The sequence below is a fragment of the Pandoraea sp. SD6-2 genome (genome assembly GCF_000389825.1).
GTDB classification, from domain to species: domain Bacteria; phylum Pseudomonadota; class Gammaproteobacteria; order Burkholderiales; family Burkholderiaceae; genus Pandoraea; species Pandoraea communis.
In genome coordinates, this window is sequence record NZ_KB944456.1 from 178883 (window position 1) to 201078 (window position 22196).

Below are 22196 nucleotides of genomic sequence, written 5' to 3' on the forward strand. Positions count from 1 at the left end.
ATGGCGCGAATTCGAATTCACGGTTCTAGCGCACCGTCTTCCCAGGCTACGCCCTTGATTGTATTGCTCCTGTGAGGCGCAGGCAGCAGTGAATTGTTGCGGCGCAGCACCGACGTCGCTTGCTGAGAACTTGACAGGCGCGCATGAGCGTCTAGCCTTAATGACACCAAGCTCATGGTGCATGCTCCACAGAGGAGCGATTGCGCCACGAATGCGGGGTGCGCAAGGAGGATAGACAACAAGGAGGTCGGCATCGTGCAAGACGATTCGTACGGCAAACGCCGGGCGGGCGTGCACTTTGGCGTCCGCGCGCATTGGTATCACTGCGCGCCATGGCCCTCCCGATCCTCCTGATCGTCATTGTCGCCGCCGCGCTCGCCTTCCACTTCTGGAGCCCGTGGTGGCTGACCCCGCTGGCGTCGAACTGGCGCCAGATGGACGACACCCTCACCATTACGCTGATCATCACCGGCGTAGCCTTCGTTGTCGTGAATCTCTTCGTCGCCTGGGCGATCTTCCGCTATCGCCATCGCGACGGTCATCGGGCCGCCTACGAGCCGCATAACCGGCGTCTCGAAGGCTGGCTGATCGGCATTACCACCGTTGGCATTGCCGCCATGCTCGCGCCCGGCCTGTTCGTCTATGCCAAGCTCATCGATCCCCCCGCCAATGCGCGCGTCGTCGAGGTTGTCGGTCAACAGTGGCAGTGGCGCTTTCGCCTGCCCGGTCCGGACGGCCGTCTCGGCGCTTCCGACCCCAGCTATGTCACCGCCGAGAACCCGCTCGGCCTCAATCCCAAGGACCCTGCGAATCAGGACAATCGCATCGTCGACGCCCCGGAACTCCATCTGCTCGTCGGCGAGCCTGTGAAATTGCTGCTGCGCGCAAAAGACGTCCTGCACGATTTTTACGTCCCGCCGTTCCGCACGCGGATGAACATGGTGCCCGGCATGGTCACGCAAATGTGGCTCACCCCCACGCGCACCGGACGTTTCGACATCCTTTGCGCCCAACTCTGCGGCGTGGGGCATGCGAACATGCGTGGCGTGGTCGTCGTCGACGACAAGCCCGCCTACGATGCCTGGGTCGCCAAACTGCCCACATTTGCTGCACTGCAAGCACAACATGCGGGCGCGGCGATGCTTGACCCGCTCGCCGCCAAAGGGAAGTTGCTGGCGCAGGCCAAGGGATGTGCCAGTTGCCACACCGTCGACGGCGCGCCCGGTGTCGGACCCACTTGGCACGGCCTGTTCGGCAAGACGGAGACGTTTCAGGACGGCAGTTCGGCACACGTCGACGAGGCGTACCTTTCCGCTTTCATTCGCAATCCAACCGCTCGCGTGCCCAAAGGCTTTGCACCGATCATGCCGAAGCTCGATCTGACCGACGACGAGCTAAAGGCGCTCATCGCTTACATCAAGACATTAAGCACTGCGGCGTCGCCCGGGCTGACACCGGCGCAGCCGGCTACCCAGGCGTCTTCGCCCGCCGCACCTGTTGCTGCGCAGGCCACCACGCCCCCTATGCCCGTCTCTACCGCTAATAGGCCGACACGCATGCTTCATACCGCCGCTGTTACCGCTGTCGCTTCCATCCTCGTGTCGACGTCCGTGCAGGCGGCCCCGCAGACGCCTGCGCCTACCATTCAATTGGCGCAGGACGCTGTGCAAACCCCCCGCCCACCGGTCCAGTTCGCGCCGCTGACGCCCTCCGCGTCGCCGTATGCCGGTACGCAGCGACCGTCGCAACCCGCCCGCCGACAGGGAGGGACGGCCGGCCTGCCGTTGCAGAACGACCCGAATACCAACGCACCGCCGCTGGCGATCCCGCCACGGCAGTCCGGTAACCCGTCGTCGGGCCCGTCACAGCCGAGTGTGCCGATGATCCGGCCTGCCCCGTAGGCGGCAAAACACCTGACCGAGGCGATACCGACAGGCAACGCTGAGAAGCATCACCAAGAAGCAACGTTGAGAAGCCGCACCGGAATACGAAACCGAGAGAAGCCACCGCACCCACAACAACACAGGGAGACATCTCATGACCGGAGATCCCGACAGTTCCGACAGCGCTGCCCATGCCGGCGCACACCCCGGCGGTTCCTACGATTTCTGGACGAAATACGTCTGGAGTCAGGATCACAAGGTGATCGCGGTGCAATACGCGTGCACGGCCATCGCGGTCGGCCTCGTGGGGCTCGTGCTCTCGAACCTCATGCGCATGCAACTGGGCTTCCCCGGCAAGTTCTCCTTCATCGACGCCAATCACTACTATCAGTACGTCACCATGCACGGCATGATCATGGTGATCTATCTGCTCACGGCACTTTTCCTCGGCGGCTTCGGCAATTACCTGATCCCGCTGATGGTCGGCGCGCGCGACATGGTCTTCCCGTTCCTGAACATGCTCAGTTACTGGGTTTACCTGCTGGCGGTCATCGTGCTGATGGTGAGCTTCTTCGTACCGGGCGGCCCGACAGGCGCGGGCTGGACGCTTTATCCCCCGCAAGCGATCCTGCCGGGCACGCCGGGTACCGAATGGGGCATCGTGCTGATGCTCGTCTCGCTGGCGATCTTCATCGTGGCAGCGACGATGGGGGGCCTGAATTACGTCACGACGGTGCTGCAAGCGCGCACCGAGGGCATGACGTTGCTGCGCATGCCGCTCACGGTCTGGGGCATCGTGATGGCAACGGTGCTGGCACTCCTCGCGTTCCCCGCGTTGTTTGTCTCCGCCGTGATGATGCTGCTCGACAAGACCCTGCATACGAGCTTCTTCATGCCGGCCATCGTGTCGATGGGGCAGCCGCTCGACTATCGCGGCGGCAGCCCGCTGCTGTTCCAGCATCTGTTCTGGTTCTTCGGCCATCCTGAGGTGTACATCGTCGCGTTGCCCGCGTTCGGCATCGTCTCGGATCTCATCAGTGTGCATGCGCGCAAGAACATCTTCGGCTACCGCATGATGGTCTGGGCGATTCTCGCCATCGGCGTGCTCTCGGTCGTCGTCTGGGCGCACCACATGTTCATCAGCGGCATGAATCCCTATTTCGGCTTCTTCTTCGCGACAACCACACTCATCATCGCGATCCCGACTGCCATCAAGGTCTACAACTGGGTGCTCACGCTGTGGCGCGGCGACATTCACCTCACGGTGCCGATGCTGTTTGCCATCGGCTTCATCAGCACCTTCGTGATCGGCGGGCTTACCGGACTCTTCCTCGGCAACGTCAGCGTGGACATGCCGTTGTCGAATACCTACTTCGTCGTCGCTCACTTTCACATGGTGATGGGCGTCTCGCCGCTGCTGGTGATCTTCGGCGGCATCTATCACTGGTATCCGCTGATCACCGGCAAGCGACTGAACGATCGTCTCGGCCAATGGCATTTCTGGATCACGTTTCTCGGCACCTACGCGATCTTCTTCCCGATGCACTACCTCGGCGTGCTCGGCATGCCGCGTCGCTACTACGAGTTCCAGAACTACAGCTTCATTCCCGAATCGGCGCACACGATGAACGCCTACATTTCGGTGGCGGCGTTTATTGTCGCCACCGGTCAGTTCCTGTTCCTGTTCAATCTGGCCTGGAGTCTGCGCCACGGCAAACCGGCGGGCGCGAATCCGTGGCGTGCCGCTTCGCTCGAATGGCAGACGCCCGACGTGCCGCCGGTTCACGGCAATTGGGGGCCGGTGCTGCCGGTGGCCTATCGCTGGCCCTACGAGTACAGCGTGCCGGGCGATATTGACGACTTCGTGCCGCAGAACCTCGCGCCCGACCCTCGCCGGCCGGCCACGCTCGTGTACGGCGATTCGGCGGCGCTGCCTCGCCGCGACATCCCCCCGCCGTTGCCGCCGTCTCCACCGGATTCGCCTGGTTCACCCGAGTCGCCCAAGGGAGCTACATCATGAGACCCGCGCCGTCCTGGCCGCCGATGCCCTCGGGAGGCGTGCCCGTCGCGCCGCCGCGCCGCCGCGCGGCGTCGCAGATCGCGCTCTGGTGGCTTATGGGCGTGATCGGCATGCTGTTCTCGTTAATGCTCGTCGCTTACGTGATGCGCATGAGTCTCGGGGACTGGCGTGCGCTGCCACCCGTCAACGCGTTGTGGGTCACCACGGGCTTGCTGGGCGCCGCGTGCATCGTGATGCAGTCGTCGGCCTCGCAGGCCCGGCGCGGCGAATGGCGGCGCTCGCGGCGCGACTGGGGTCTCGCGGGCGTGCTGGCGCTCGCCTTCGTTGCGGGCCAACTGTGGGTCTGGCGCGATCTGGTGGCGCACCGCTACGGGGTGTCCGGCAATCCTGCGAACAGCTTCTTTTTTCTGCTGACAGGTCTGCACGCATTGCATCTGATCGGCGGGCTGGTGGCGTGGGCATGTCTGATACCGCGCCGCTTCACGTCCACCACGCGCGCCCGCCGCCTGTCGCTGACGGCGCAGTACTGGCACTTTCTGTTCGTGCTGTGGGTCGTGCTGTTCGCCGCGATCGTCAACCTCACACCGGAGATCGCGCAGCGCTTGTGCGGCACCGGCGGGTTGAGTCCGTGATGTGATGCGTTTGCCATGGCACGAGGAGTTGCATCGTGAATACGTCATCGTCTGCCGTTCCCCGCGCTGCGCCGCCGCCTGACGGCTGGCGCGGTGTTGTCACCGACTGGTCGGGAGACCGGGCCGCGTTCCACGTGCCGTGGGGCAAGGCGATGATGTGGATCTTCCTGCTCTCGGACACGTTCGTGTTCAGCAGCTTCCTCATCGGCTACATGACGGTGCGCATATCGACGACCGCCGCGTGGCCGAACCCGGCAGAGATCTTCGCGCTCAACGTGAACGGTCATCCGGTGCCGTTGCTGCTCATCGCCATCATGACCTTCGTGCTCATCAGCAGCAGCGGCAGCATGGCGATGGCGGTGAACTTCGCATACCGCCGCGACCGCGACAAGACGGCGGCCTGCATTCTCGCCACGGCGTATCTCGGCATCGCTTTCGTCGGCATGCAGGCATTCGAGTGGACCAACCTGATCGTTCACGAAGGCATCCGGCCCTGGGGCAATGCGATGGGCGCGGCGCAGTTCGGTGCGTGCTTCTTCATGATTACCGGCTTTCACGGGCTGCACGTGAGTGCGGGCGTCATCTATCTGCTCACGGTGATGCGCAAAGTGCTCAACGGTACGCTCGAGCGGCGCGATAACTATCAACTCGTCGAGATCGCGGGCCTTTACTGGCACTTCGTCGATCTCGTCTGGGTGTTTATCTTTGCGCTGTTTTATCTCTGGTAGGAGGCGCGATGGAATCCACGACAACACCGGTTGTGCACACGGCCGTTTCCGGGGCAGACGCGAAGGGGCAACAGCACTCGGTCGGCATCTACCTCAAGGTATGGGGGCTGCTGTTCGTGCTCTCGACGCTGTCGTATCTGGTCGACTATGCCAACCTGCAAGGCTATCTGCGCTGGGGGCTGATACTCGCGCTGATGGTGGCCAAGGCAGGGCTTATCGTGGCGGTGTTCATGCACATGCGCTGGGAGCGTCTCGCGCTCGTCTATGCGATCCTGATTCCGCCGCTGGCACTGCTGGTGTTGATGGGGCTGATGGCTGCCGAGGCGGACTACACGTTCCTCACGCGGCTCGCGCACTTCCGCTGAGCCGCCCGTTACAGCAATTCCACCAGCCGGCGGTCGCTTTTGCGGCAGTACTCGGCGCAAGCGGTGCGCGCTGCGGTCGCGGCACCGTGAACGAAGAGCGGCGCGTCGGCGCGCCGCGACATCGACACCACGATGGACGGCGGCGCCGGCTGCAACGGCAGCTCCGCGACTTCTCCGCTCGCAATCAGATCGTCGACGAACAGACGCGGAATCGCCGCGACCCCGAACCCGTCGCGAACCAACTGCACGATCACGGCAATCGACGGCGAGCCGGTGATGCGCGTCTCCGAGAGCGGCACGCCGTGCACGCCCGCCAGCTTCTCCACAATGTCCTCTAGCGCACGATGCGGCGCCGTGCCGCGCCCGTAAGTGAGGATCGGATGTTGCAGCACCTGCTTCGCCAGGCTGCTGCGTGAGTTCGGAAACATGCCCGTGCGCGCGATCCAGTGCACCGGGTAATTGGCAAGTGCGTCGCACACCACGCTGCTGTCGTCGCTGCCCTCCACGCGGATGATGAGGTCGAGTTCGTCAGCAATCAGGCGTCGCTGCAACTGCACCGAGACGTCGACCGTCAACTCGACTTCCAACGTGGGGTAGTCGGCCGCCAATCGCCGCAAATAGTGCGGCAGCCAGCTATGGACAACGGTCTCGATCACGCCGAGACGCAACCGTCCGCGCATCGTGCTCTCGCCCGACGCGGCCGTTTGCAGACGCCGCGCCGCCTCCACGACCGCCTTCGCATAACCCAGCAGGTATTCGCCGTTCGGGGTGAGCCGGAACTCACGGCTGTCGCGGTCGACGAGTGCGGTTTTCAACTCCTCTTCCAACACTTTGAGCCGTTGCGAGATCGCCGCGGGCGTCGCGTGCAGCGCCGCAGCCGTCGCGCGAAAGTTGCGCAGCTTGGCCAGCGTGACGAAGGTTTCGAGAAAGCGTGTGTTCATATGACCCGGCGTGTCGGGACCAAGACGGGAGCGTGCCCAAAACGCCCAACGGTGCAATGAAAAGAAATGCAACGAACTTCGGGAAAACCCGTGAAGTTGTTAAGAAATTCTATACGGTGGCGCGTATAAAAACTCGTTAGCGACAACTTTTTTTTCTTTCTATGCTTTCCCCATCCGATGCCGCAACGGCATTTCTTCTCCGACGCCAGAGCTGCCATGAACCACCGAGCCATGCCGAACGATTTCCTCTCGCAACGCGACACGATCACGCCCTTTGAATTCCGTCAGGCCGTTCGCAGCGGGCAATTCCGCGGGCCGACCGCCGGTTACTGCGGCGACTTCGCGCAGGCCAATCTGGCTATTCTGCCGATGGCGTATGCGCACGACTTTCTGCGCTTTTGCCAGAGCAATCCAAAGGCTTGCCCGCTGCTGGGCGTGGGCGAGCCGGGGCAGTGGCATGTACCGGCGCTGGGCCGCGAGGTAGACATTCGCGCCGACGTACCGGGCTACAACATCTACCGTGAAGGCAAGCTCACCAAGCAGGTGGATAACCTCGCCGAGTACTGGCAAAGCGATTTCGTCGTTTTCGCTATCGGTTGCTCGTTCTCGTTCGAAGACATGCTGGCCAAGGCGGGTATCCCGCTGCGTCATGTGGAAGAGGGCTGCAACGTGCCGATGTACCGCACCAAGATCGCGAATCAGCGCGCTGGAAAATTCGGCGGCGAACTGGTCGTGTCGATGCGCCCGATGAAGGGGGCCGACGCCATTCGTGCCGTGCAGATCACGAGCCGCTTCCCCGGCGTGCATGGGGCGCCGATCCATATCGGCGACCCGTCAGCCCTGGGCATCGAAGATTTGGCCAAGCCCGAGTTCGGCGATGCGGTCACCATTCGCGACGGCGAGTTGCCGGTGTATTGGGCCTGCGGTGTGACGCCCCAGACGGCGCTCATGGAAGCCAAGCTCCCGCTCGCCATCGCACATCGGCCCGGCTACATGCTTGTTACGGATATTCCGAACGCGTCGCTCGCCGTGTTCTAACCAGGTAAGACGAGTCCGGCCACTGGGGCGGCGGGTCGGGAACCACTCGGCGGGCGAGGGTGCATAACGCGTCTTCCCCGTAACAAAGCGCCGCCGCGCATCGGAAATCAAGCAGTCGCACGAGGCCGCGACCCGGGCCGAAGCAAAAGGGCGCAGCAGGCAATCACCGCGTTAGGGAGCGGAAGTTTCTCCCCGTATCGCGCCAAGACGGGAGGCGGCCAGCGAGGGTTGGCTCGCCGCCGATCCCACACGCACACCGCATGTGCGGATTTGTCGACATCACACGCAAGTCAGGACATCACCGGAGTCTTATTTCTCATGGAAAGCAAAACCCCTCTCGCGCCGCCCGCCGCACCGGCCTCGTCTGCCCCTCCCGAGGCTAGCGGCAGCCTGTTCGGTTGGTACGGCGACGCCACGCCGCGCGAAAAACGCGCCTTCTGGAGCTGCAAGGTCGGTTACATGCTCGACGGCATGGACACCCAAATGCTGAGCTTCGTCATCCCGACGCTGGTTGCCACGTGGGGCATCAGCCTCGCGGACGCCGGCTTCATCGGCACGCTCACGCTACTCGCTTCGGCGCTGGGCGGCTGGGTGGCCGGTATTCTGTCGGATCGCATCGGACGCGTTCGCACGCTGCAACTCACCGTCCTGTGGTTTGCCGTCTTCACAGGGCTTTGCGGTCTTGCGCAGAACTACCACCAGTTGCTGGCCGCGCGTGCGCTCATGGGCTTCGGCTTCGGCGGCGAATGGACGGCAGGCGCCGTGCTTATCGGTGAAGTCATCCGCGCGCGTGATCGAGGCAAGGCCGTTGGTCTGGTGCAATCGGGCTGGGCCATCGGTTGGGGTCTGACGGCGATTCTCTACTCTGTGCTGTTCTCGCTGCTGCCCGCCGAGATGGCCTGGCGTGCCCTGTTCCTGATCGGCCTGCTGCCGGCACTGCTCGTGCTCTTCATCCGTCGCTATGTGCAAGAGCCCGAGGTGTACCGCAACGAGAAGGCCAAACAGAAGTCGGAAGACGCACCGGGCCTGGCTGCCATTTTCAGCCCGGCACTGCTCTCGACGACGATTCGCGCCGCGCTGCTGACCACGGGGGCGCAAGGTGGCTACTACGCCATTACGACGTGGCTGCCGACGTATCTGAAGACGGAGCGCCATCTCACGGTGATGGGCACCGGCGGCTATCTCGCAATGATCATCTTCGGCTCGTGGGTCGGCTATCTGGTCAGTTCGTATTTGACCGACCGGCTGGGCCGCAAGCCGAACTTCATCCTGTTCGCCGTGGGGTCGATGGTGATCGCGTTCTCGTACACGTCGCTGCCCCTGACCGACAGCGCAATGTTCTGGCTCGGTTTCCCGCTCGGCTTCTTCGCGTCGGGCATCTTCAGCGGCATGGGCGCCTTCCTGACTGAACTGTTCCCGACGCGGGTGCGCGGTTCCGGACAGGGCTTTTGCTACAACGTCGGCCGTGCCGTCGGTGCGCTCTTCCCGTTCCTGATCGGCATGCTCTCGAAGCAATACGGCCTGGGTCCGACCATCGGCATCTTCGCAGCGTTCGCCTACGGCGTGCTCATCCTCGCGGCGCTCACCTTGCCCGAGACGCGCGGCCGCGAACTCGAATCGCTCGAGACGCGCGCGTCATGACACCGCGAGGTGTGCGCCGATGAACTACCGCGGCAGCCGTCGCTGCCGCGTCCGATGACATTTCATCAGACGCTTCACTAACGCTCCCCGGTAACGAAAACCGTGAGTGCGCGGCCCCGTCCGACGATGTTGGGCGGGCCCCGTGCCGGGAGACGTGCGCCCCGCGCCAACATGAATGACGACGGTATCTCTGCACCGTCACCCCCTTCGATTCTCGTTTGACCCTTGCTTTGCGAGTAACTCCATGACGAACGCTCTCACGCCCTCCGACCAAAATCGCGCGCCTGCGCATCAGACACCTTCGCGCTGGCAGTTCTGGATTGACCGTGGCGGTACCTTTACCGACATCGTGGCTCGCCGCCCGGACGGCGCGCTCGTCACGCACAAGCTGCTCTCCGAGAACCCGGAGCAGTATCGCGACGCCGCCGTCGCGGGTATTCGTCACCTGCTGGATCTGGCGCCGGGCGAGCCGATCACGCCCGCACAGGTCGACATGGTGAAGATGGGTACGACCGTCGCGACCAATGCGCTACTCGAACGCAAAGGCGAGCCGCTCGCGCTGGTGACGACGCAGGGCTTTCGCGACGCACTGCGCATCGCGTATCAGAATCGGCCGCGCCTGTTCGATCTGGACATCGCGTTGCCGGAAGCGCTGTATGCGCACGTGGTGGAAGTCGATGAGCGCGTCGGTGCGCACGGGGAAGTCGTGCGCGAACTAGACCTCGATGCGGCGCGCAGCGCCCTCGAGGCGGTCTATGCGAAGGGCGTTCGCGCACTCGCCATCGTGCTGATGCACGGGTATCGCTATCAGGCGCACGAAAAGGCGCTGGCGACGATGGCACGCGCGCTGGGCTTCACGCAGGTCTCCGTCTCGCACGAAGTCTCGCCGCTCATGAAGCTCGTCTCGCGCGGCGACACGACCGTCGTCGACGCCTATCTGTCGCCGATTCTGCGCCGCTATGTCGAGCAGGTCGCGCAGGAGATGCCGGGCGTCAATCTGCAATTCATGCAGAGTAGCGGCGGCCTCACGCGCGCCGATAACTTTCAGGGCAAGGACGCCATCTTGTCAGGACCGGCGGGCGGTATCGTCGGTATGGTGCGCGCATCGAGCGCGGCAGGCTTCGAGCGCGTGATCGGTTTCGACATGGGGGGCACGTCGACCGACGTGTCGCACTACAACGGTGAGTTCGAGCGCGTGTTCGAGACGCAAGTCGCGGGCGTACGCATGCGCGCGCCGATGATGAGCATTCACACGGTGGCGGCAGGCGGCGGGTCGGTGTTGTCGTTCGACGGCACGCGTTTGCGCGTGGGGCCGGATTCCGCGGGCGCGAATCCGGGGCCGGCGGCGTACCGTCGCGGCGGGCCGCTCACGGTCACCGACTGCAACGTCATGCTCGGCAAGATTCAGCCGGCGCACTTTCCGAAGGTGTTCGGTCCGAATGCCAACGAGCCGCTGGATCGGGATGTGGTTGTCGCGAAGTTCACGGCACTGGCCAATGACATCGAGCGGGCAACGGGCCGGCGTCAGACGCCCGAAGCGCTCGCCGAAGGCTTCCTCGAGATTGCGATCGGGAGCATGGCCAACGCCATCAAGAAAATCTCGGTGCAGCGTGGCCACGACGTGAGCCGCTATGTGCTGACGACGTTCGGCGGCGCGGGCGGTCAACACGCCTGTGGCGTGGCCGATGCCCTCGGCATGACCAGGGTCTTCGCGCATCCGCTCGCCGGGGTGCTCTCGGCGTATGGCATGGGGCTCGCGGATCAGACGGCGATGCGCGAACGCATGATCGAAGCGCCGCTGTCGGAGGAAGGATTGACCGCGCTTGACGACGCATTCGACGCGTTGGCGGACGAGGCGGCAGGCGCGTTGTTGTCGCAAGGCGTGCCGCCGTCGCGCATCGAGACCGTGCGTCGGGTTCATGTGCGCTACGCCGGTACCGATTCGGCGCTGGCCGTGCCGTTTGGCGACGTCGCACAGATGCGCGCCGCCTTTGAAGCCGCCTATCGCCAGCGTTACTCGTTCCTGATGGACGGCGCGGCGCTGATTGTCGAAGTGGCGTCGGTCGAAGCCATCGGTCACTCGGACGCACCGGTCGACATCGCCCCGCTTGAAACGCGCACGTCGGGTGCGCCGCAGGTCGTCGATCACGTGACGCTGTACGCGGGCGGCGCGTGGCACGAAGCGGCGCTGTTCGCCCGCGACACGCTGCTCGCCGGCGATACCGTCGATGGCCCCGCCATCGTCGCCGAGAAGAGCGGCACGACCGTGGTCGAGCCGGGCTGGCAAGCCCAGATGAGCGCTCAGGGCAATCTCGTGCTCACGCGCGTGGTGCCACGTGAGACGCAACGCGAGGCGGGCGAAGGGGCAACGCAAGCCGATCCCGTGCGCCTCGAGATATTCAACAATCTCTTCATGTCGATTGCCGAGCAGATGGGGTTGCGTCTTCAGAACACGGCGTATTCGGTCAACATCAAAGAGCGTCTGGACTTCTCCTGCGCGTTGTTCGACCGCGACGGTAACCTCATCGCCAACGCACCGCACATGCCGGTGCATCTGGGGTCGATGGGCGAGAGCATCAAGACCGTGATCGAACGCAATCGCGGTGCGATGCGTGAGGGCGATGTCTTCATGCTCAACGATCCGTATCACGGTGGCACGCACTTGCCTGACGTTACGGTGATTACACCGGTGTTCGTGACGGGTGAGGGCAGCAATGAGGAGGATGCGACCGAGCCCCTCTTCTATGTCGGCTCGCGCGGCCATCATGCGGATATCGGCGGCATTACGCCCGGCTCGATGCCGCCCGACTCGACGCACGTCGAAGAAGAGGGGGTGCTGATCGACAACTGGCAACTGGTTGCGGCGGGCGAACTGCGTGATCGGGAGACGCGCGACCTGCTGGCCGGTGCTCGCTATCCGGCACGCAATGTCGACCAGAACATGGCCGACCTGCGGGCGCAGGTGGCGGCGAACCAGAAGGGCGTGGACGAACTGCGCCGCATGGTGAGCGAATTCGGGCGCGACGTCGTGCTCGCCTACATGGGGCATGTGCAGGACAACGCCGAAGCCGCCGTGCGACGTGTGATCGGCGCGCTGGCCGACGGGCATTACCGCTACGCACTGGATAACGGCGCGGTGATCGAGGTCGCCATTCGCGTCGATCACGCCACTCACACGGCAACCATCGATTTCACGGGAACGTCGGCGCAACTGCCTAACAACTTCAACGCGCCGCGCGCCGTGTGCATGGCCGCCGTCCTGTACGTCTTCCGCACGCTGGTCGACGACGACATTCCGCTCAATGCGGGCTGTCTGAAACCGCTGACAGTGATCGTGCCGCAGGGTTCGATGCTCAACCCCGTCTACCCGGCGGCGGTGGTGTCGGGCAATGTGGAGACGTCGTCCGCCATCACCAACGCACTTTACGGTGCGCTGGGCCGTGTGGCGTCGAGTCAGGGAACGATGAACAACTTCACGTTCGGCAACGAGACGTATCAGTACTACGAGACCATCGCGGGCGGCAGCGGTGCGGGCGACGGCTTCCACGGCGCAGACGCCGTGCAGACGCACATGACGAATTCGCGTCTGACCGATCCGGAAGTGCTGGAGTGGCGCTATCCGGTACGGCTGGAGAGCCATCGTATTCGCACCGGATCGGGCGGCGCGGGGCGTTGGCATGGCGGTAACGGCGCGGTGCGGCGTATTCGTTTCCTCACGCCGATGACGGCGTCGATTCTCTCCAACAATCGCATTCATGCACCTTTCGGTGCACAGGGCGGCGCCGTTGGCGCGCTGGGAGCGAACTATGTCGAACGGGTGGACGGCTCACGCGAAGCCCTGGCACACATCGGACGTACGCAGATGCAGCCGGGCGATATCTTCGTCGTCGAAACGCCGGGAGGAGGGGGCTTCGGCGTGGCCTGAGTGATCCGCCACGAGGGAATCCGCCGCGCGATGGGAATTCGCTGAAGCGCGGCGTGATACCGGAAGGGAATGCTGCCTTTGCAAAGGCGAGCACCGAGCGTCTTCGTACGATGCGTTATGTCTTGAACGACTGACCGCAACATACGGAGGCGCTCTCATGTCTGACCCGTTGCAACACCCGATCCCCCCGTCTGCCGCATCCACCGATCCGGAAACCGGTGTGGCAGACGAGCTTCTCGTTCAGTACGAACGCGCGTGTGCCGAAATGCAGTTGGCCGGGCGCAAGTTGCACCGCCAGATGCAGGAGTATCAAGCGGTGCTCGACGAAGTCGCCCGTCTCGAAGCGGCGGGCACATCCGACGCCCGCGAGAAGCTCAAGCGTCTTGAGGCGCTCGTCGAGAGCGAAGCCTTTCAGCGCGACGACCGCGAAATTCGCCGCATGACCGCCGCGCTTGCGCACACCATCGAGCGGATGCGAGCCGATGCGCCCGTGCCACTCGACGACACCCCGGCCTCTCCCGCGAAACGTGCGCCAGCCGCCGTACGTCGCGTGTGCGCCTGAGACGAGGTTGCGCATGATCGATCGAATCTCCGGCGCGTCGTCGCCCACCCACCCCTACGGCGCCTCCGCCATCGGCGCGAGTCCCGCGGCTTCCCAGAACCCGCTGCTCTCGACGATGGGCCTCGCCCACGATCGACTGAGCACATTGCAGTCGATGGCCGATACATGGCTCGCGTCGGCACAGACTCGCGTGAACGTCGCCCGTGAAGCCAGCGGGTTTGCGACGTTGGCAAGCGAGATGGCAAAGCGCGCTGCGGATGGCGCGAAGCAGGAAGTGCTGCCGAAAACGCTGCGCGACTTCGCCGTCGAGCACGCACTCGTATCGCCGCAAGCCGCCGACGCGCCGTTTGACGCCGCAAGTCTGCAAGCCCTCGCGTCGCAACTCCAGTCGCTGGCGTTGACCGACGGCGCATCGAGTACGAGCGAGCAAATCCAGCTCAAGCGCTTCGTTACCAGCTACGACAACACCCTCACGCTCTACAACGCGGTGATCGCCCGACTTGGCGAAGTCACGAAGAAGATCGTGAACAGCCTGTAAGGGGTGGCGTGTGCCACCGGGTACTGCTTTCAGGTCGCCTTCCGGCCTCGATTTCACTTATTTCAGGATCCAACCTCATGATGACTATCCAGCCCACCTCCAGCTTCGCTTACCCGTCGTCGGGTCTGACGCGCGACGTCAACGTCGGGGGGCGCAAGATTTCGCTCGATTTTCACGGAACGCTCGCGCAATACGCGATGTTGATGATGGAGATGAACAACGGCGAAGCGCAAAACATGATTCAGGAGATGCAGCGGCGCCAGAAGGAAGGGCAAGAGGCGCGTGACGTGTCGAATCAGATCGAATCGCTGATTAACGACATCGGCTCGGACACGTCGAAGAAAGTGGCGGTCGGTGACGGCATTCGCGGATTCTTCGACAAGTACAACATCGAGATCACCGTGTACGCCGACGGCACGAAGAAGACGATGAAGGAGTGGGAGTCGCGCGACAAGCGGGTCGGGGAGAGCGGCTACACGACCTACACGGGCGAATACTCGGCCGCCAACCTGCGCTCGCTCAAAGCCGCCGCCGAGGGCTTCACCGAGCAGGCGTCCGACAGCCGCACGGTCGACCAGATCAAGATCAACAAGAAACTTCAGGAATACAACGGCGCCTCGACGCTGGTGAACACCATCTACAGCTCGCAAGGCTCGCAGCTCAACCAGATCAACGGGTCGATGCGCACGTGAGCACGCCAACGCCCCCGGAAGCCACGCTGCCGGAACTCGACGCGGACGAAGCGCAAGCCGTCCTCTCGCAGTTCTTCGAAAGCGGCGGCGCACTGCGCATGCTGGCCGATCTCGACGAGGACGATCTGGCGCGCGTTCGTGCGCACGCCGGTCAGCGTTTCGCTCAAGGACAGATCGCGGCCGCGCAACGTGTGTACTTCGTGCTCGCCACGCTCGACCAATGGTCGTTCGACGATTGGTACGGGCTCGGGCTCTGCTACCAGCGGCTCGGGCAGCACGAGCAGGCACTGCCGTGCTTCGCGAAGGCGGGCGTAATTCGCGTATCCGATCCGCGTCCGCCGTATCTCGCCGGGATGAGTTACGAGCATACGGGCAACCGGGAATTCGCACGCAAGTCCTATGACGCCACGCTGCGTGTGTGCGGCCAACTGCCCGAGCACGACGCACTGGCGCGCTCGGCCCGTGCGCGGCGCGACGCGCTGAATGTCTCTTCGGAACCTCAAACCCTATGACAGTCATTCATTCCCCGCAGGCCGGCTACGTGCCGGCCTGGAACAGCCGCGTCACCGACGCATCCGCCGCCGACTCGGCAGACGAAGCGATCGAATCGGGCGATGCCACGCGCAAACGGCGTGAGCGCAGCGACTGGCTCCGCACCGAGGACTTCGCGCCGGACACGTCGACCGGCGCCGATTGGCGCGAGGCCGATGGGGCGTTTGCCCGCCTGCTCGGCCATCTCTTCGCGGCAGGCAGCGGACTCGCGGCAAACGCCCTGCGTTCGACGAATCCGCAGGGCGAAGCGAACCTCTCCGCCCTTGAGAATGTCGATCCGTCCACGCTCGCCATGATGGCCTCGATGCTCGCGATGGACGCATTGGGCGACACCGCGAAGTCTACGCAGCGTGCGCTGGAGTTGCTGGGGGTGCGGCAGGAGAAGCTGCGTCAGGAGGACATCAAGAAGTATCGCGAGCAGATGGACGCGAAGACCGAAGATGCGAACAAGGCGCGCAAGGGCGGCATCTTCGGCGTGGTGTTCGACTGGCTCATCGCGGCGGTCGATGTTGTGGTCGGTGCGGTCAAGGTGGTGACGGGCGTCCTCACGATGAACCCGCTGATGATTGCCGGCGGCGTGGCCGATGTGGGGGCGGGGATCGCCGGGCTCGGCGCGGCGTTCCACAAGACGATGGCGCTGGTCGACCCGAAGAACGCGGATTACCACGAGAAGGAAGCCGCCAAGTGGGGGCATGCACAGTTGGCGTTCCAGATGCTTGGCATGGTCATCGGCTTTGGTACGTCGATTGGCGGGTTCCTCGCCAAGCGTGCGACCACCAAGGCGGCGAGCCGCGTGTTCAAGGCCGGCGCGAGCGAAGCGTTGGAGCAGGCCGTCAAGTCGGGTGACAAGGCCGCTATCGGCGCGATCAAGACGCGCGTGGTCTCGGAGGTCGGATTCGTGGTGGGCAACGAGGTTGGCAAGCGCGTTGGCCGGTCGTTGCTGCAAAACGGCACACAAGGCGCGCGCCGACTGGCGAAAGCGGGTTTCAATCGCATGGCCGAGCAGTTCACGCAGCAGATGGTCGAGCAGATGGCCTCGCGCGCTTTCGACAAGGTTGTGAAGAACGCCGCGAAGCAGGTCGCTCGCGGCAAGGCCGTGAGTGCCAAGACGCTGACCCAATCGTTCACGTCGAGTATGAACTTGCAAGGCTACTTCGCGCTGGCGCGCGGCTCGTGGTCGCTCTCAAGTGCCGTGCGCGGCGTGTTCTCCGGCGCCAGTGCCCTTGGGCAGGGAATCGTCGGCGTACAGCGCGCGAAACTGCAACTGGAAGCTCGCGACCTTGCCGTCGACATGATGTGGTTGCAAATGCTCATGCAAATAAACGGCGATGACAAGAAGCGCACCGCGAAGTCCATGGAAACGCTCGTGGGACAGCAGAGCGACATTGCCGTATCGATGGGTGAGCAGGTGCAGAAGACCGGCGAGATGCGCATCCGAATTGCAGCCTCGCTCGCAAGAGCGTGAGTGAGTGCTGATTCATCAGGCACGGCATCCGTCGTGCCTTCTACGTACGGAGTGACGACATGATTACTGCATTGAATTCGACGTCTTCGGCGCATCGTCAGACGGACATCGCAACCCTCGAAGCCCAACAACGTGCCGCGTCTGGCGCCGAGGATTCGCAAGTGTTGCCGCGTATCCGGGAGAAGGTCGATGGGCTTCAGTCCGCGCAAACGCTCATCGCACTGTTTCTCGCCATGCGAATTGCCGAGCGCAATACCGATCAATCGTATCGCACGCGTCATGACGCGATGGTTTTCGAGCGCGGTTTGACGGCACGCTCGGAGAAGTACAAGGCCAACCAGTCGCACTATTCCGCAGGCCTGCATTCGGCCATCGGAGGAATCGTTTCGGGGACGTTCTCGCTGGTAGGCGGTGTCGGCTCCGGGGCGGCGGGTTTCGGCAGTGAACTCGGCAAACTGAGAACGGTTGGCACCGCGGTCGGCGAGACGACGAAAGGTTTCAGCCAGTTCGTGAAGTCGCCGTTCGATATCGTGTCGAACGACGAATCACTCGCCGGTCGCGACAACGACGTGCTCGGCGAATTCGAGATGTCGCTCACTGACGAGACGCGTCGCACCAACGATCGGCTGCGTCAGCGAATCGATTCGTCGAGTGCCGATATCCGCGATGTGTCGCGCTCGATGTACGGCATGATCGGGCAGCAGATCACGAAGATGTACGACACCATCCGATAAGCCCATGACAGTCTGCGAGCGCGCCGTTGCGGCATTTTTCAGGAGTCACCGTTTTTCGGCGCGCGTTGAAGTCTGCGAGCGCACGCGCGTCGCAGTGGGACAGCGCGTCGAGAACGGCGAGCTGTCCCTTTGTCATCGTCTCGACAAAGTGGCCTCGGGCATGGTGCTCACGATCACCGATTTCCGGCTGAGTCCGGAGTCGAAAGCGGGGGAGCATGCCGTGCGGCGCTTTTGCCAACTGATCCGCACGCTATTGCGCACGGTGCCGCATGTCGGCTACGTGCGCGGCATGATCCTGCCCGGTGTGAGTGACACCCGCCTTCGCACTGTACGTCTGCGGCTCGGCGCGATTCTCGAGCGCGAAGGGGCGTTCTGGCGGGAGGAGGACGGCGACCGTTGGCTGGTCTTTTGCCGCGAACCCAGTCGGGGATAGGGCTTGCGCGGTGCCCGCATCGCGTCGGCCACCGTATGGCTTGGCAGGGGAATTCAGGGCAGCATGCCAAGCAGACGCCACCAGAGATAGTCGAGCGGAAAGAGAAAGACGAGCGTAACGATCGTCATGACGAGGGTAAGCCGCGTGCCATCGCGCATACCGACGCCACCCAAATGCATCGCAATCATCATCGGCGGGCTTTGATAGGGCAGCAGCACGGTAGAGAACACCGGCACTTGCAGCATCAGTACGGTATAGAGCGGCAGGCCACTGGCGGTGGAAAGGTGCCCTGCCAGTGGCGTGAGCACGGCGGGCAGTCCGGGTAGCGTCGCCACGAGCCCGATGGCCGCACCGATGGCAATCAGCCACGCGGCATTGATCGCGGGTGTGCCTGGGGTCATGCCGACGGCATCCAGACAGAGCTGCGCGACCTTTTCTCCCAGTCCCGTATCTGCCACTACGGCGCCAATGCCGAGAAAGCCGGCAACGTAGACGAGCGGCGTGATGTGCATCTGTTCGGTGAAGGTCTTCGGCGTGACGATGTGAATGGCGGGTAGCAGACAGAGGATGGCGGCGGCCACGGAGATCCACGCGGGAGAAATGCCATGCCACGCGTCGGTGGCGAAACCGGCGAGGGCGAGCGCGAGCAGTACCGACAGGCGTCGCGCATCGCGCGTGAGCGGCGGTGCGGCATTGGTCGGCGCGTTGGTCAGCGGGCCGTCGTCCGGGAACAGGCGGCAGATCGCCCACACCAGCACCGCAGCTTTGAGCGCACCGAGTACCGGGAAGTGCAGCAGCAGATACGGCGCGTAGTGCAGCTTTACGCCATAGAACGAGTCCGCCGCGCCCATGAGCACGCTGTTCGGAATGTTCGCGGGCAGGATCGTCGTGGGCGGCATATAGCTCGCGGCGGCGACTGTCATCACGAGGCCGGTGCGTCCGCGCCGTCCTTCGGTAAGACCGATGCGCTCGGCGAGCGCGAGCACGATGGGGATGAGCAGCAGAATCCGGCCGGTCGTCGACGGCATGACGAAGGCCAATCCCACGCACGCGACCATCACCGATGCGACATAACGCGGATACGTCGGACGCTTCAGTGCGAAGACCGTCGCCGCGAGACGCGAACCGAGTCCCGTCGTGCGCACGGCGATGCCCGTGACGGCGCCACCGAAGACAAGCCACCACGCCGCCGAATGAAAGCCCGCGAAGATCACCTCGGGCTTCGCCACGTGCAGTAGCACGGCGAGCAGGAAGAACGTCAGCGTCGTGATCGGTTCGGGGAACATGCCGAACGCCCACGCACCGATAGTGAAGAGGACGAGCACGGCCGCCTGCGCCGCCGTGGGTGACAGGCCAAGCGTGGTGCTGCCATGGCTGGCCGCCCATAGAGCGAGTGCGAGCAGTACATAGGCGGCGTAACCGCCAAGGGCACGCACGCGGGCATGCAATCGCTCGCGGCGCAGGATGTCGGCAGCGGGCGGCAGGTGCTGTGTCTCGGGTGAAGCAGAGTCAGTCATGGCGCTTGTCGTTTTGATGATGGGCCAGAAGGGGGGCGTTATCGTCTGCTACGTACAACGCAAAGGTGACTTCACAACTCGCTCGAATTCAGCGGTGCGCTGTTCGATTGGGGACGGCCGAAAACGTGACCCCCAACGCATGCATGACTCGCAATATTGTAAAGAAGCGAGGTTGAGCGTTTGGCGCAAGTGCTTTGTACAGACTTTCTCGGCCGAGACCGGCCGCCAGCGCCACCTGCGTCATGCCTTTCGCTTTCGCGACGTCGGCAACCGCAGAAAGGAAGATCGCGGCGTCATTCTCGTCGAGCGCCGCATTCAGGTACTCGGCGATCATTTCGTCACTGTCCAAATACTCCGATGCATCGAAGCATGTTATGTCAGCGTGACTCATCTTGATAATTCCTTCTTGATGCGACTCCACAGGGTTTTCGCCCGCGCATCTCAGCGCGCTTGATGCGCACAAGGATTCTTGCTTTGGCTGCCGTATCCCGAAGCCCGTTCAGCCACCTGCGGAACGCTCCACTCTGATTGATGATGTGCATGCAGATTGTATCCAATTGGATACAAAAATCAAAGATTGCCCCGATTTGAATTTTGCTCGCTGCCTCAGTGGTCACCCGTGGAGGCTTGGGGGAATTGTCGATGCCGATTCGACGATAAGTCGAGTTGTCCGCTGGTCTCGTAGGCGACCTGGCACCTCATACGCCATAATTCGGATCGCCCGGCTGCGATGAAGTCTTCACCGGGATTGCGCGTGGCCGACAGAAATGCCAGGCGCAGGCCTCACATGATCTTCAATGAGTCGATGCAGGAAGTATCCGTGTGTACGGAATGAACAAAGTCATGACCGCCGCAACCCCGAAACCCTGGTTCCTCTACCTGCTGGAGTGCGCAGGCGGACGCATCTACACCGGCATCACCGTCGATGTGGAGGCGCGCTACGCGGCGCATGTCGCGGGCAAGGGGGCGCGCTTCACGCGTGCCTATGCGCCCTCGCGCGTGCTCCTCGCGCTTGCGTTTGCCGACCGTTCGGCGGCATCGCGGGCCGAGTATCGCGTCAAGCAATTGACTGCGTCGCAGAAGCGCGCGCTGATCGCGGGTAAGTGGGTGTGCGATTTCGGTGGTGTCGACGTCGCCGCCGGCATCAAGGCACCAGCCGCGCCTGACGAATGATCCGGCGCACGTCGCGCTGAATCGCACCGAACTGACCGCGCGAGGGAATGGGCGACACGACTAGCGCCCAACTGTCGCCCGGCACGGTTTTCTCCACCACGGTGTAATAGGTCGACTGCGTGCGGAAGAAGTCGGCAATGCCGTCGTGACTGATGCGGTAACTGCGCTCGCCGGCGCCCGTCAGCATGAATACGCCGAGCGTGTAATACACGTCGCGATCGGCATTCACCGGCCCCGACTGCTTGTCGAGCAACAGCGTGCGCAACGTCTTCTCGGTGAGCAGGCCCGGATGGCGAATGTCGAATACCTGCCACACCTTGAGCAGTGCGCCCGTCGACATCTGCCATCCGGCGAACGGCGCCAGCAGACGCCAGCTATCCGGCAGCTTGGCCTCTGTCACTCCGAGCGGTGCGAAGATGTTCTTCTCGCAGAAGTCCTTGTAATCCTCACCGGAGACGGCTTCGATCACCATGCCGAGCAGCAGGTACGAGACGTTGGAGTAGACGAAATCCGACTTGCCGCTAGAGTGCCCGGCTTCGCCCGCGTCGAGATAGTTGAAAAAATCGGCGCTGCCGCCGACGCGCCGGATCGCGAGCCCGCTGAACAGACCATTGACAGGATCGTTGAAACCGTTCGTCGCCAGACCTGCGCGATGCGCGAGCAAACGTCTCACGGTCAACTCGCGCAGCGACGGATCGAGGGGCTTGCCGTGTTGCTTCGAATAAGCGTCGAGCAGATCGCCGAGTCTGGCGTCGAGCGAGAGCTTGCCCTGTTGCACGAGCAAGGCAATGCCGATGGCCGTCACCGATTTCGACAGACTGGCGACGGGCAGTAACTGTTGAACCTCGTCGCCCGGCGTCGCCGCGTCGAGCACGCCTCCGGCATCCGATTCGGTGCGTAACCAGACGTGCGACAGGTTGTAGCGCTCCTTGAGTTGCGCGACACCCTGTGCGAGGGTCGATTGACCGATCGGGACGGCCGGTTGGATCGGCACGGCCATGCCGGACGACGGTAGCGCGACGACTGTATTGCCGGCGCTCGCAGCGCTCGCCTGTGAAGTGGATTGTGCGAGCGCATGGCTCGCGATCATCAGCGTGGCAGCGCCCAGCAGGACACCCAGGACAGCACGGCGCACAGACGCACCGCATCGGCCCATAGCGCGCACGACGGCATGCGAATTGCATCGCAATGCCAACGGCGTATTCAGACGTGCCCCTGCCGGACGGCTATGCCGTTCGACGTTCATGACAACTCCCCCCGCGCACGATGCTTCGAACCGCGAAGCGACTCTCTTCGGAGCCGGAATGGTTCGGTGTGCGCACGTGCCGCATTGCGGCGATCTTCGAAATCGAAGTTT

Annotated in this window: 19 protein-coding genes and 1 pseudogene; 16 read left to right on the top strand and 4 right to left on the bottom strand. The window is 63.5% G+C overall.

Annotated elements, in window-relative coordinates:
- Positions 1-332: 332 nt before the first annotated feature.
- The 5 genes and pseudogenes from C266_RS22900 to C266_RS22920 all read left to right on the top strand — a co-directional run.
- Positions 333-1445, top strand: a pseudogene (locus C266_RS22900) (c-type cytochrome); the annotation flags it as partial.
- Positions 1446-2037: 592 nt separating this feature from the next.
- A complete protein-coding gene (gene ctaD / locus C266_RS22905; protein WP_010807610.1) occupies positions 2038-3903 on the top strand; it encodes a cytochrome c oxidase subunit I in 1866 nt (621 codons plus the stop codon).
- Positions 3900-4535 carry a cytochrome c oxidase subunit 3 gene (locus C266_RS22910; RefSeq protein ID WP_051126517.1) on the top strand — a complete coding sequence of 212 codons (636 nt, stop codon included), beginning with the start codon at positions 3900-3902 and terminating at the stop codon, positions 4533-4535. The genes ctaD and C266_RS22910 overlap by 4 nt, the downstream gene beginning before the upstream one ends.
- A gap of 35 nt (positions 4536-4570) precedes the next feature.
- The gene (locus C266_RS22915; RefSeq protein WP_010807608.1) at positions 4571-5263 is read left to right on the top strand and encodes a heme-copper oxidase subunit III family protein; all 693 of its coding nucleotides are present in this window, start codon (positions 4571-4573) and stop codon (positions 5261-5263) included.
- A gap of 8 nt (positions 5264-5271) precedes the next feature.
- A complete protein-coding gene (locus C266_RS22920; RefSeq protein ID WP_010807607.1) occupies positions 5272-5628 on the top strand; it encodes a cytochrome C oxidase subunit IV family protein in 357 nt (118 codons plus the stop codon).
- An 8-nt stretch (positions 5629-5636) separates the two neighbouring features.
- Here C266_RS22920 and C266_RS22925 read toward each other — a convergent pair whose 3' ends face one another.
- On the bottom strand, positions 5637-6569 hold the full coding sequence (locus C266_RS22925) for a LysR family transcriptional regulator (protein WP_010807606.1): 933 nt from the start codon (positions 6567-6569) through the stop codon (positions 5637-5639).
- Positions 6570-6833: 264 nt separating this feature from the next.
- Here C266_RS22925 and C266_RS22930 point away from each other — a divergent pair, with 264 nt between their 5' ends.
- From C266_RS22930 to C266_RS22975, 10 genes are all read left to right on the top strand, one after another.
- Positions 6834-7607, top strand: coding sequence for a putative hydro-lyase (locus tag C266_RS22930; RefSeq protein WP_036664227.1), 774 nt, complete (start codon positions 6834-6836; stop codon positions 7605-7607).
- Between the two features lie 318 nt (positions 7608-7925).
- Positions 7926-9248 (top strand): MFS transporter, encoded by a 1323-nt coding sequence (locus C266_RS22935; protein ID WP_010807604.1) that lies wholly within the window; start codon positions 7926-7928, stop codon positions 9246-9248.
- 244 nt (positions 9249-9492) lie between these two features.
- Positions 9493-13173: a hydantoinase B/oxoprolinase family protein gene (locus tag C266_RS22940; RefSeq protein WP_010807603.1), complete on the top strand. Its 3681-nt coding sequence runs from the start codon at positions 9493-9495 to the stop codon at positions 13171-13173.
- 157 nt (positions 13174-13330) lie between these two features.
- On the top strand, positions 13331-13735 hold the full coding sequence (locus tag C266_RS22945) for a hypothetical protein (RefSeq protein WP_010807602.1): 405 nt from the start codon (positions 13331-13333) through the stop codon (positions 13733-13735).
- Between the two features lie 13 nt (positions 13736-13748).
- Positions 13749-14273, top strand: a complete 525-nt coding sequence (locus tag C266_RS22950) for a hypothetical protein (RefSeq protein ID WP_010807601.1) — start codon at positions 13749-13751, stop codon at positions 14271-14273.
- Positions 14274-14350: 77 nt separating this feature from the next.
- Complete coding sequence (locus tag C266_RS22955) at positions 14351-14965, top strand: hypothetical protein (protein WP_010807600.1); 615 nt, start codon at positions 14351-14353, stop codon at positions 14963-14965.
- Positions 14962-15477: a tetratricopeptide repeat protein gene (locus C266_RS22960; RefSeq protein WP_010807599.1), complete on the top strand. Its 516-nt coding sequence runs from the start codon at positions 14962-14964 to the stop codon at positions 15475-15477. The genes C266_RS22955 and C266_RS22960 overlap by 4 nt, the downstream gene beginning before the upstream one ends.
- Positions 15474-16982 carry a type III secretion system translocon subunit SctE gene (gene sctE / locus C266_RS22965; RefSeq protein ID WP_010807598.1) on the top strand — a complete coding sequence of 503 codons (1509 nt, stop codon included), beginning with the start codon at positions 15474-15476 and terminating at the stop codon, positions 16980-16982. The genes C266_RS22960 and sctE overlap by 4 nt, the downstream gene beginning before the upstream one ends.
- A gap of 59 nt (positions 16983-17041) precedes the next feature.
- Positions 17042-17716, top strand: coding sequence for a hypothetical protein (locus C266_RS22970; RefSeq protein WP_010807597.1), 675 nt, complete (start codon positions 17042-17044; stop codon positions 17714-17716).
- 4 nt (positions 17717-17720) lie between these two features.
- Positions 17721-18149 carry a secretion system effector SseE gene (locus tag C266_RS22975; RefSeq protein ID WP_010807596.1) on the top strand — a complete coding sequence of 143 codons (429 nt, stop codon included), beginning with the start codon at positions 17721-17723 and terminating at the stop codon, positions 18147-18149.
- 53 nt (positions 18150-18202) lie between these two features.
- On the opposite strand, the gene C266_RS22980 is transcribed toward C266_RS22975, so the two are convergent.
- Both C266_RS22980 and C266_RS22985 read right to left on the bottom strand, forming a co-directional pair.
- The gene (locus tag C266_RS22980; protein WP_010807595.1) at positions 18203-19666 is read right to left on the bottom strand and encodes an SLC13 family permease; all 1464 of its coding nucleotides are present in this window, start codon (positions 19664-19666) and stop codon (positions 18203-18205) included.
- A gap of 88 nt (positions 19667-19754) precedes the next feature.
- A complete protein-coding gene (locus tag C266_RS22985; RefSeq protein WP_010807594.1) occupies positions 19755-20057 on the bottom strand; it encodes an addiction module antidote protein in 303 nt (100 codons plus the stop codon).
- A 452-nt stretch (positions 20058-20509) separates the two neighbouring features.
- Between C266_RS22985 and C266_RS22990 the strand changes: the two genes are divergently transcribed.
- A complete protein-coding gene (locus tag C266_RS22990) occupies positions 20510-20839 on the top strand; it encodes a GIY-YIG nuclease family protein (protein ID WP_246831218.1) in 330 nt (109 codons plus the stop codon).
- On the opposite strand, the gene C266_RS22995 is transcribed toward C266_RS22990, so the two are convergent.
- On the bottom strand, positions 20811-22085 hold the full coding sequence (locus C266_RS22995) for a serine hydrolase (RefSeq protein ID WP_010807592.1): 1275 nt from the start codon (positions 22083-22085) through the stop codon (positions 20811-20813). The genes C266_RS22990 and C266_RS22995 overlap by 29 nt on opposite strands.
- Positions 22086-22196: the final 111 nt, after the last annotated feature.